At 32.2% G+C, this 11,292-nt stretch carries 10 protein-coding genes and 1 pseudogene; 8 read left to right on the top strand and 3 right to left on the bottom strand.

Going from position 1 to position 11,292, the window contains the following annotated elements; genetic code table 11:
- Positions 1–16 precede the first annotated feature (16 nt).
- Positions 17–415, bottom strand: a complete 399-nt coding sequence (locus ACI48O_RS16690) for a (deoxy)nucleoside triphosphate pyrophosphohydrolase (protein ID WP_435562981.1) — start codon at positions 413–415, stop codon at positions 17–19.
- Positions 416–709: 294 nt separating this feature from the next.
- Between ACI48O_RS16690 and ACI48O_RS16685 the strand changes: the two genes are divergently transcribed.
- The 7 genes from ACI48O_RS16685 to ACI48O_RS16655 all read left to right on the top strand — a co-directional run bounded on the left by ACI48O_RS16685 (position 710) and on the right by ACI48O_RS16655 (position 7,770).
- Positions 710–1,018, top strand: coding sequence for a nucleotide pyrophosphohydrolase (locus ACI48O_RS16685; protein ID WP_435562980.1), 309 nt, complete (start codon positions 710–712; stop codon positions 1,016–1,018).
- 42 nt (positions 1,019–1,060) lie between these two features.
- On the top strand, positions 1,061–3,010 hold the full coding sequence (locus ACI48O_RS16680; RefSeq protein WP_435562979.1) for a DNA/RNA helicase domain-containing protein: 1,950 nt from the start codon (positions 1,061–1,063) through the stop codon (positions 3,008–3,010).
- 336 nt (positions 3,011–3,346) lie between these two features.
- Entirely contained in the window at positions 3,347–4,486 is a 1,140-nt protein-coding gene (locus ACI48O_RS16675) for an AAA family ATPase (RefSeq protein WP_435562978.1), read from the top strand.
- Complete coding sequence (locus ACI48O_RS16670; RefSeq protein WP_435562977.1) at positions 4,479–5,267, top strand: HNH endonuclease; 789 nt, start codon at positions 4,479–4,481, stop codon at positions 5,265–5,267. Before ACI48O_RS16675 ends, ACI48O_RS16670 begins: the two co-directional genes overlap by 8 nt.
- Positions 5,268–5,406: 139 nt before the next feature.
- Positions 5,407–6,579, top strand: coding sequence for a hypothetical protein (locus ACI48O_RS16665; RefSeq protein WP_435562976.1), 1,173 nt, complete (start codon positions 5,407–5,409; stop codon positions 6,577–6,579).
- Positions 6,548–7,129: a hypothetical protein gene (locus ACI48O_RS16660; RefSeq protein ID WP_435562975.1), complete on the top strand. Its 582-nt coding sequence runs from the start codon at positions 6,548–6,550 to the stop codon at positions 7,127–7,129. The genes ACI48O_RS16665 and ACI48O_RS16660 overlap by 32 nt, the downstream gene beginning before the upstream one ends.
- Positions 7,126–7,770 carry a hypothetical protein gene (locus tag ACI48O_RS16655; RefSeq protein ID WP_435562974.1) on the top strand — a complete coding sequence of 215 codons (645 nt, stop codon included), beginning with the start codon at positions 7,126–7,128 and terminating at the stop codon, positions 7,768–7,770. The genes ACI48O_RS16660 and ACI48O_RS16655 overlap by 4 nt, the downstream gene beginning before the upstream one ends.
- A gap of 291 nt (positions 7,771–8,061) precedes the next feature.
- Here ACI48O_RS16655 and ACI48O_RS16650 read toward each other — a convergent pair.
- Positions 8,062–8,651: pseudogene (locus ACI48O_RS16650) on the bottom strand (aldehyde dehydrogenase family protein).
- A gap of 118 nt (positions 8,652–8,769) precedes the next feature.
- Here ACI48O_RS16650 and ACI48O_RS16645 point away from each other — a divergent pair.
- On the top strand, positions 8,770–10,419 hold the full coding sequence (locus tag ACI48O_RS16645) for an NERD domain-containing protein (protein WP_435562973.1): 1,650 nt from the start codon (positions 8,770–8,772) through the stop codon (positions 10,417–10,419).
- A 374-nt stretch (positions 10,420–10,793) separates the two neighbouring features.
- Here ACI48O_RS16645 and ACI48O_RS16640 read toward each other — a convergent pair whose 3' ends face one another.
- Positions 10,794–11,093: a putative quinol monooxygenase gene (locus tag ACI48O_RS16640; RefSeq protein ID WP_435562972.1), complete on the bottom strand. Its 300-nt coding sequence runs from the start codon at positions 11,091–11,093 to the stop codon at positions 10,794–10,796.
- Positions 11,094–11,292: the final 199 nt, after the last annotated feature.

Here is an 11,292-nt window from a genome sequence, read left to right as displayed (position 1 = left end):
TCTCTTTGGGAGAAGACTATTTTTCTTGGATTAATTGTTCAACTGCCGGAATATCCGCTGGTGCCCATTTTAGTGAATCTAAGTTTTCTCTCTTCAGCCAAATAAGCTTTGAATGTTCACTTGCTGTCGGAGTACCTTGAACTACTCTACATTTAATCGAAATTAGGTTAATAAGAAAGGTATCATATTCGTGTGTGTTATCATTAAAAACTTCTTTTATTGTTTCAATAGTACAACCTAATTCTTCAGTAATTTCGCGCTCAAGAGCGGTATAAATATCTTCATTTTTTTCAACCTTGCCGCCAGGAAATTCCCACATGTTTGGAATAGCCATCTCAGGTGATCTAAGTGCACATAAGATTTCATTTTGATCATTTTCAATGATTGCTGCTACAACTTTTACTTGCTTCTTCATGTTTTCCTCCAAAAATTAAATAAGTATTATTATCATAACATTTTTTACAAATACTTGGTGCTTGCTATTTAGCATTTTTAAACAAGTTTAAAGACCAGCGAAAACAGCATGACTATTTAAATGAAATGAAATTAGGAATAAAGGGTACCCTTATAAAATAAAAAAGAGGGCTAATCAATAAATTCAAAGTCATTAAAATGTAACGGAAAAAGAAATTACTATAATGCTTTAAATTTTTGAAATGTTAAAATAAGGTAAGAGTGTAAAAAGTGATATAGGACAGGGGAAGTTATATTGAAAAAGATTAAACAAAAAATCTTAGAATTCCGTGACCAACGCGACTGGAAAAAGTACCACAATGAAAAGGACTTAGCCATTTCAATTTCCTTAGAAGCGAGTGAACTACTTGAAAATTTCCAATGGCGTAATAGTGAAGTAGCAGTTGCTAAGTCAAAGCAAAACATTAAAGAAGAAATGGCTGATATTTTAATTTATCTCGTGCAACTTGCAGATAAAATGGAAATAGATCTAGAAGAGGAAATATTAAAAAAACTTGAAAAAAATGCGGTTAAATATCCATTGAACCAAAACAATGATTTTTAATTTAAACCAATATCAATCTATTATCATAAGGACTGAGACACAATGATAGTATATGAAGCAACAAAAGCGGAATTTCTTGAAGATGTTTTTCACGATGAGCTAGTGAACAATATTACCAAAAACTATACAGCCAAAATTGGCCGTATTAATGAGCGGGAAGTTCGTGCATGGGATAATTCGATGCAATACATGTATCGGGTGTTAAGTGATAATGAGATTCCTAAGGATGCAGGGGTTGCCATCGAATTTAAGATTCCCTATACCTCTAAACGGGTTGATTTTTTAATATCTGGTAAACGAGAAGAAAAAAATTCCGTTGTCATTGTTGAGCTTAAACAGTGGAAATCGGTAGAGGTAATCAGAGGGAAGGAAGCTATTGTTAAGACTTTCATTAATCGTGGGTTAGTAGAAACAACTCATCCTTCCTACCAAGCATGGTCGTATGCTGCCTTAATTGCGGACTACAATGAAAATGCCCAGAATGAAAAAATCGAATTGAAACCATGTGCTTACCTGCATAATTATATCGACCAAGGTGAAAAGGATCCTTTAACAGATAGAGTGTACCAATATTATATTGAGCAAGCCCCGGTTTTTGTTAAGGGCCAAGCGAGGCAACTTCGGGATTTTATTAAAAAATACATACAGTATGGCGATAACAAAGAGAACCTCTACAAGATTGAAAATGGCCGAATTAGACCATCAAAATCGTTACAGGATTCTTTAAACAATATGCTGAAAGGGAACCAAGAGTTTGTCATGATTGATGACCAAAAGGTTGTCTACGAGCAAGCGATTTACTTGGCTAAGAAAGCATTACGAACAAATACAAAACAGGTACTAGTGGTTACCGGTGGACCTGGGACAGGGAAATCTGTTCTGGCAATTAATTTATTGGTTGAGTTAACTAAACAAAGTATGGTGTGTCAATATGTCACCAAAAATGCCGCACCAAGAAATATCTATGCAGCCAAGCTTAAACAGGATTTCAGAAAAGGACATATTGATAATTTATTTAAAGGATCGGGAAGCTACATTGATGCACCGCTTGATGAATTTGATGCTCTCATTGTAGATGAAGCCCATAGACTTAATGAGAAATCCGGAATGTTCTCTAATCTAGGAGAAAATCAAACAAAAGAAATAATTCAAGCATCAAAGTTTTCGATCTTCTTCATTGATGACCGGCAGCGGGTAACCTTAAAGGATGCAGGGAGCATTGCTGATATTCAAAAATTTGCCTCGGAATATAAAGCTGACCTGAGTTTCATGAACCTAGAATCCCAGTTCCGTTGTAATGGATCCGATGGATACTTGGCATGGATCGATGATGTTCTGCAAATTCGTGAAACAGCCAATGCAGATTTTCTGTGCAGTCAATATGATTTTAGAGTTTTTGATAACCCTAATGATTTAAGAAAAGAGATAGAAAGATTCAATAAAACTAACAACAAATCACGGATTGTAGCTGGCTACTGTTGGAATTGGGACAAGGTTGGGCAAAGCAATCCAGATTATTATGACATTGTTCTACCTGAGTTTAATTTTAAAATGAGTTGGAATCTAGGAAACTCTGCCACCTGGGCCATTGACGTAAACTCAGTACAAGAAGCCGGCTGCATCCATACCTGCCAGGGACTTGAATTTGACTATGTTGGGGTTATAATCGGCGAGGATTTAAGATATGAGGACGGTAAAGTAATCACGGATTATACCAAACGTGCGAAAACTGATAATTCGTTAAAAGGTTTGAAAAAAATGTTGAAAAATGAACCGGAAAAAGCATCTCAGATTGCTGATGAGATTATTCGGAATACATATCGTACCTTGATGACTCGTGGACAGAAGGGGTGTTTTGTTTATTCTAGGGATATACATCTGAATACCTACTTGAAAATTCGCTTTCAAAAAATAGGTAGTACTTATGAAATATATAATTCCTTTAAAGTTCTTCCAAAAATAGCAGAAAATATTGAAGAATATAATGAATAGTTTCCCTAAAAAAGTTTGTTAATCAAAACAGATATTTTTACAGGAGTACTGTTATTTAGTTGTTAATTAGTAGAACGTAAATAAAGAAAATTGAATTGAATTAGTATGGATAATAATTCAACTTTATAAACTTCTTTTGATAAATCTAAACATATAAATTCTATTCATACTTTTTATAGATTTATATTAAACAGGAATAATAGTTGAAAATAAAATCACCCTATTAAAATTGCCTATGGGTGCATCTGTATGGAAATTTATATTGGTAACAGTATTACTGTTTAAATATTTATTAAAATAAAAACTTTTTAAAATTTTTATAAGGGAGTTGAATTAATGCTGAAAATTAAACATCTGTCAATAGAAGGAGTAAATGGAATTTCAAAATTAAGTCTTAATTTTCATCAAGGATTTAATTTTATTTGTGGTGGAAATGGGATTGGGAAAACTACAATTTTAGATTGTATTGCAAGTTCTTTTAATAGGAATACAAGAACTGTTAGAAGAAATGTTCAGTTTGATCAAGGAAACTGGTCTATTTTTGGGGAAAACAAAAATGGAGAATTTTACGAAAACTTTTATGTGAATGATAACGATTTAACAAATAAAAGTAGATATAAAAATACTATTAGATCAAAGGAAATTATTAATTTTTCCATAAATAGAACTTCTTATAATAATATTTTCTATGGTAATCAATTAGAAATGATTCAACAATGGTTTTTAAAAAATTATTATGAAGAGAAAAGGTTATCAGAAAAAAAGTATTATAACTTAATGGTAGCCCAAAAGTGTTTTACAATGTTAGACCCAAAGATTTATTTTAGTACAGTAAAAGAAAGAAAAAGAATATATGAAAATAACATAGAAAGGACTTTTGCAGATATATACCTAGAAACTCCTAGCGGGAAAATACCGTTAAATTATTTGTCATCAGGTTATCGTTCTTGTTTATCGATGTTACTGGGAATTATTAAAAAAACAGAAGTAACAGGTGCATATAATGATGTACACTCTTTTGATGGTGTTATATTGATTGATGAATTGGATTTACATTTACATCCAGAGTGGCAAGGGAAATTAATTAGTATATTAAAATGGCTTGTACCTAATGCTCAGATTATAGCAGCTACACATAGCCCCCATATTATTCAGGTAGCACAACCAGATGAAGTTATACCTCTGGGTTTTATGGAAAACGGAATTAAAATTAATAAGGGGATTTTATACAAGGAATACGGTTTCCAGGGTTGGACTATTGAAGAAGTATTAAGAGATGTAATGGGGTTAGAAAATACTCACTCTAAATTTTTTACTAATGCACTTAGTGAATTTGATGAATCACTTTCAAAACTTGATGTTGAAAAAACAATGTCTTTATATAATAAAATTGATAAGATGCTTCATCCACAAAATCATTTAAGGAAAATCCTGAAAATTCAAATGGCTTCTTTAGGAGAGATTACCAATGATTAAAATTTCAAAAAAAGAATGTCCTAAAGAGCTTACAGAAGAATTAAAAAAGAAGTTAACAGAGAAATTTGCTTTAGATGGAAGTTCGATATGGAAACTTAAGTTTATAGAAGAAGCTCTATTAGAAAGCTCTTATGGTAAATGTGCGTATTGTGAATGCAAAGTAGATAGAGAGTCGAAATACATGGAAGTTGAACATTTTCATGACAAAAAGACCTACCCAGAAGAAGTAATTAATTGGGAAAATCTTTTACCTAGTTGTAAAAGATGTAATGGCCATAAATCCACATTTGACACAAAGGTTAATCCATTTATCAACCCTACCACAATGGATCCAAAAAATCATTTAATACTTAACTCTTTTAGATTTTATCCACTTACCAAAGCGGGAGAAAATACTATAGAAGAATTATTACTAAATGATTCAAAGAGGTTAGTAGTACAACGGTTTGAAATTACAGAAGCAGTTATATTCCAACTTGAAAATATATACACGGATACTTTAGAATATAAAACTGGCGTCCGTAAACATAATCGTAACAAGAAACGGATTTTATCCTGTTTAGAAAGTCTTTTGTCTGAAGCATTACCTAGTTCTCCGTATTCTGCAACAGTTGCAACAGCTTTAGTTAATAATTCAAAATTTATTATTATTGTAGATATATTAATTCAAGAGAAATTATGGAATGATACACTAGATTGCTTACTCAAACAAATTCAAACATTAAGTTTAGATACAAATATCAAAAAAACTCTTGATTACATGAAGAGTGTTTCTGTTTAAGTAAAAAATGATTATTTAATAAGGTATGATTGGTAGGATTAAAACAAAAAACTGCTCAATTCAATACACTATTACTTTGTGGAAAAAATTAAAAAATTAGTTTACTATTAATTTAAAAGCAAATAAGGAGAAATAATTATTGAACATTTTGAAAGCTTATACAAAACCATTATTACGTAATTTTGAAATTCAAGATTTAAAGCCATTATTGAAAAATTACGTTCCGGATTTTGGAAAAAAATTAAATATGATTTCAGACGGAAATGGATGGTCAAAAATTGCAGCGGTTTTAAATGAGGAAAATAATAATGGATTTAATGATAACTTAATAGAAAAAATACTTTACAGATGGGCAACTGAAGATATCCATGATCATATATATTTATTAAAATTTGATTCATCTTTTAATGTTAATTATCTTATGTCTAAGGTTCCTAGTAATTATTTAAATAGACATATAGCTCAAACAATTAAAACAGAAGAAAAATTAATCTCAATTAGAAGTGAAAAAAATATAATTTCAGTCTTATATAGATTCGGGACATGTTCTTTAGGCTTAGATAGAAATGATAAATGTTTATTTTTAGTATCTGCAATAATAAATTTGGAAGATAAATTATTAACTATTAGACTTAACAAGCATAATCGAACGCGTTCAAATTTCAAACTTCCAACAATAATAAACGAGATTGTTAGCAATTTAACAAATATTTTTGAAAATGACGTTTCTATTTCTAGGTTTCAAGAAGGGAAACTTGAAGAAATTCTGTATAATATATTTAATGAAGAATCAGAATCAGTGGAAAAAATAATCGAGAAAAAAAATGAGAAGTCTGAAAAACAGTTGGAAAATGAAATTAACTCATTTTTAAAAAACCAGCTATTAATCTCAGACCCAAGTGAGTATTTCGATAGAGTTAAATATATTTATTTTCAAGAGATTGCTAAGAAATTAAAAGCAAAAGACTATAGACAGGGTTATATTTTCGGTATTTGTTTTAGAGACCGACAGTTAATTAACTCAACTACTCGGGACCCAAAGAAAAAATCTATATACACTTCTGAATTCTACTGGAATTTAAAAGGATTAATACATAAATACAAAGAAGTATCTGATTTATCAGTTTACTGGAGATTTAATCGAGATAATTTTTCAGATTCCTCATTACAAGATCAAGATAAAGTTTTATTTGTTGAGGTTGGATTAAAGGTAGTCCATTCAGTTTTAGAAATCCACTATTATCATACATTAAAAGAGGAAAGGGGAATCAAAGAAAAGTATGTTATACAAAGAATTAAAAAATATTTATAAAGAAAAACGGTTCTTAGATTTTGAATTCCCTTTTGAAGAATTTTATCCACAATTAAAACAGTTTTTAATCAGTGAAGTTAGGGAAGGCGCGATATATTTAAATCCTTATAGATTTTCATTGGCTTTTGGATATAATCTCCCTGCTATACTAAGATTTTTTCTAGCTTTATCTGACCGTAATGGTATTCTTAATCAACTATACAAGGTTGAATGCACAAATTGTGGTAAACTCTATATTTTGGAGTGGGAGGAGCTTAGAAATTTTATATGTTACGCTGGTTGCGAAGAAATTGATGATTTATCAAATATCAATTATATGGACGACATAAAGTTGATATTTGAAATAAACGAAACTCTATTAGAGGATGTGAAAGACCATTTAAAAGAACCAGCCTCCTCTAGACCGATGAAAAAAATTGATAAATCACTAGAGGAGGATTATACAATTCAAGAGTATATGAACATTAATCAAATTGGTGAAACTTCAAATTTCTATTTTGCAGAAAAACTGAATCAACTTACAAATAGTATGAGGTCTAGACTAAAGTGAAATCTACTAATATTATTTATAAACCAATTTTTATTATTTCTATTATAGTATTATTTTTAGCTAGTACATCTGCATTTTCAATAATCCTTTTTTTAATAAATAAAAAAATTTTATTTAATACTAAGGATATAGACTTACTTAAATTAATATTTCAAACATCATTTACCCTGATGGGGAGCACCTTGTCAGGTCTTGTCGCTTTATTAGTCTTTTCCTTACAATTTCGAAACCAAAAGAAAGAGAAAGATGAAAAGCAGGAAAAATACTATAATCTTATAGAAAATGAATATCAATTAAACTTAAAAGAAGTAAATGATTTATATGAGTCTTTACAGATTTTTACGACTAGTGAAATTGCAACTATTCTTATTTCTGCCAATAATAATGGTGAGAAAACAACCGAGGTTAAAGAGTTACTAAATATATTTATTAGCAAAATGGAATTCACTATTTTTGATTCAAAAAAAGATGAAATTTCATTTGAAAATTACATAAATAATATTAATAGATGGAGAAGAATTAAAAGAATTGCTACGTATTTAAATAAATGTACAAATGAACTAACACAAAAGGACAATATTGAAACATTAATAGAGTTATCTTTCCGTGAAATCCGGGAATTACTAAGTCATAGAAATTAGAATAGTGTATATCTCTCACAACAAAGCTATGCATGACAATGAAAGGCTCTATAGATCATAGAAAATAATAATTTGGCCTGTTGTAAAATTGAATGCAACAGCTAATACATGAAAATCCATAGATAAACCTGTATGATTAAGTCGACCAAAACACAATCATAACGGGAGGTTTATCTAATGGTCTTTCAAACGCCTTACGAGTTACGAACCTGAAATGATGGCTGCTTAACTTTCTCAAGGCAAATCAATATAGAAATCACGGTTACCATTGGGCTTATCTACCTGAATTTGTTACTCATTGGAAGGGTCCTGAATTCTTTCTATTACTTCTGAAAACATGCGGTATTCAAGAAACGCAAGGATCGGACCGAAAACTTCATCCTCCATAATAGGATCCTCCCAGTTAAATTCAGTAAGGACAGTCGGCTCGATCACTAGCTCTTCATTCCTTACTTTTCCACCAACGAAAGTCTTTCCATTATCTAAAAAAGAACAGAGTCTTTTATAATGCTTTTCACTAAAAATGAGAGGATATTCTTTATTCTCAAGAAGGTTATCACCGTACAACTCTTTGATTTCGATTTAAGCTCCTGCAAAAAATCATTTTTTATTTTTTCGTGAACGTATAAATAATCAGGTGCCACACATATTTGGCCGGCGTTAATAAATTTCCCCCATGTAATCCGCCTGGCAGTCATTTTTAAATGGGCATCTTCATGAACAATACAAGGACTCTTTCCCCCTAACTCCAATGGCACAGGTGTTAATTTTTTTTGCCGCCGCCTCCATGATGATTTTTCCGACGGTACACTTTCTGTGAAAAATATATAATCGAATTTTTCGTTTAGGAGGACCTGACTCGTTTCTACGCCACCAACCACTATTATATTTTTCCGCTTGATAAATGTCCGAATATTTTGTCCAAATTATTAAATTTACCTATTCAGTAGGTATTTAGTGGAAAAACCTAGAATACCTGTAAGGAAAGGAGCGTGTGATATGGCAAAAATGATTCCTGACCTGATCCCCAGTACAATTGAAAATGCTGGTGAGCGGTATTTTTATCAAAAAGCACGAGAACTTCCAGAAACTTATACTGTTTTTTATTCTTATAAATATTCTATAGATAATGACCGAACCGATCCTTATGGCCTTCGGGAAGCTGACTTTGTCATTGTTCACCCTAACTTTGGATTTGTTGTAGTAGAGGTGAAAGAGGGGGAAGTCCAGTATTCGAATGGAATCTGGCAGGAATTTAAGGGTGGTACGTATCGGCAACTGTCAAAAGACCCCTTGAAACAAGCACGTGATTCAATGTTTGCCATATTAAACCGCTATCGAGCAGTGAGCCACGACCATGAATTTCCACTCCGGTTCCGATATGCTCTTTGTTTCCCTGATACGACACGGAAAACTGGGATAACTCCTGAAGATTTGCATGAAGAAAGCTGCTGGACCTCTTCAGATATGGAGGACCTTGAAGGAAAAGTAAAAGCTTTATTTGCAGCTTATGATAAAAGAAGTCCGATTGATGCGACGAAACAACTGATTACAAAGGTTCTTTCTCCCTCATTTAGAATGTTTTCAACCCTAGATGATCAACTCGATAAATTAACAAATCAAGCTGCCATTATTCTGACCGAGGAGCAGGAACGGATCCTCGAAGAAACAGAAGAGGATCATCGTAAAATTTTCTTCGGTGCAGCTGGGACAGGAAAAACATTTATTGGTATGAAAAAGGCTCTCGACTTGGCTGAACAAGGGAAAAAGGTTCTGCTCACTTGTTACAACAAACATTTGGTTACAGTATTTAACAAGTACGCTTCACATGAAAATATTATCGGGAAGAATTTCCATGATTTTTTGACGGAAACGTTAAGGACCAATGGATATAGTTTAGATGAACCCGATGATTGGAATGAGTTTTATGGAGAAACGCTGCCTAATCTAATGTATGATTTGTTTTCTTTAAAAGAAGAAAATGAAAAATTTGATGCCATCATTGTAGATGAGGGCCAGGATTTTAAAGAGAATTGGTATCTTTGTTTGGATCAAATGGTCAAACAAGATGGTCATTTTTATATATTTGCTGATCGGCATCAGAATCTGTTTGGAAATGGGTTAGACTCACTTAAGGATTTTCAAATGTCGAAGCATAAGCTAACAATTAATCTAAGAAACACTCAAAAAATAAATGAATGGTGCCAGCCGTTAATTGAAAACTCCAAGCTGCGTTACCGCCTCTCAGGCGGAATGCCCGTTGAGTATTTTGGCTGGAAAGATTATCAGGATGAAAAGCGGCTGGTTGAAAAAGAATTAAACAAGCTAATCAGCCAAGGTCTTTCACCACAAAAAATTTCTATCCTTTCAACACACAGAAAAGAAAAAAGCAGTTTAAAAGATATAAACAAAATTGGTTCTGGGCAATGGCCGATCGTTCAATTAGAACGGTCAAACGAGTATGGTATAAAGTTCAGCACTATCCGCGCCTTTAAAGGGTTGGAATCAGACGTGGTGTTTATTATTGGGGTTAAGAGAAACAGCCCGGTTTGCACCCCAGCGGATATTTATGTCGGCGGAACACGAGCCCGGTTTCTCTTGAAGATTTTCCATCATGAGGATTGGTCGATGGAGGATGTGGGGAAGTAATAATTTTGAAACTTAATTATTTTTTGTTTTAAATACAAGCCTATTCATTCTTAAAAAATCCGGTCATTTTGCGTGGCTGGTTTTTTTCAAATAATGGTACAGAAAATGTTCGACCTTTAAAAAGTATCAAATAATTTGTGCATGGAAATGTCACTTTGCTACGACCTAAATGAAACGTTTGTTACTGAGTTACTTCACCAGCAGCTACACTGTTTCTCAAATATGTAATTAACACTTAACATGGAACTTAAAGGGGAGAAGGAGGGAAATTTGGTGCCAAGCTACTAGAAACAGGCTAGTGCCTGGCACCTTTCTTTTGTGGTCCAAGTTAAATAGGCACTGTATATGATCAGTGCAAAAGGGAAAACCATTTTTTATGAGAATTCCTGTTTCACTTCTCTATAAAGATTAATTTCGCCAGCTTCTCTTAGCTTCCTTAATTCAGGAACAATTTTTAAGAAATGCTCACTATTGTTATGCTCCTCAATAGCATTCTCATCCTCCCATTCCTCAATCATGGTAAAGGTAGTTGGGTCATTAATATCTTCATAGAGAGAATAAGCGATACATCCTTTTTCTTTTCTACTTTCAATAACCAATTCATTTGCAAGCTTTAAATATGCTTCAATGTTTACATCGGATTTTAATTTACTTTTCGCAATAATTTTAATCAAGACCGTCACTCCTTCACTTTTTATCATTATAGTCACTTTATTAAGACCGACTCAACTTATTTATTAATAGTAAAGATTTGATTCCAGTTTACTCACATAACGGAGCAATAAAGAAATAAAATTATTGTAGAAAATCGTCGTAAGTTTGAATTATTAAAAAATTCTGTGTGACATATATCACGTGTTATACTTTTTATAG

It is taken from the genome of Neobacillus terrisolis (genome assembly GCF_051233475.1).
Taxonomy (GTDB): domain Bacteria; phylum Bacillota; class Bacilli; order Bacillales; family Cytobacillaceae; genus Bacillus_BU.
This window is presented reverse-complemented; position numbering and strand designations above follow the sequence as displayed.

What these genes read in the sequence shown, in the direction of transcription:
- ACI48O_RS16660 (WP_435562975.1), top strand. Translation starts at nt 6,548, where the DNA reads ATGTTATACAAAGAATTAAAAAATATTTATAAAGAAAAACGGTTCTTA.
- ACI48O_RS16645 (WP_435562973.1), top strand. Translation starts at nt 8,770, where the DNA reads ATGGCAAAAATGATTCCTGACCTGATCCCCAGTACAATTGAAAATGCT.
- ACI48O_RS16690 (WP_435562981.1), bottom strand. Translation starts at nt 415, where the DNA reads ATGAAGAAGCAAGTAAAAGTTGTAGCAGCAATCATTGAAAATGATCAA.
- ACI48O_RS16680 (WP_435562979.1), top strand. Translation starts at nt 1,061, where the DNA reads ATGATAGTATATGAAGCAACAAAAGCGGAATTTCTTGAAGATGTTTTT.
- ACI48O_RS16670 (WP_435562977.1), top strand. Translation starts at nt 4,479, where the DNA reads ATGATTAAAATTTCAAAAAAAGAATGTCCTAAAGAGCTTACAGAAGAA.
- ACI48O_RS16675 (WP_435562978.1), top strand. Translation starts at nt 3,347, where the DNA reads ATGCTGAAAATTAAACATCTGTCAATAGAAGGAGTAAATGGAATTTCA.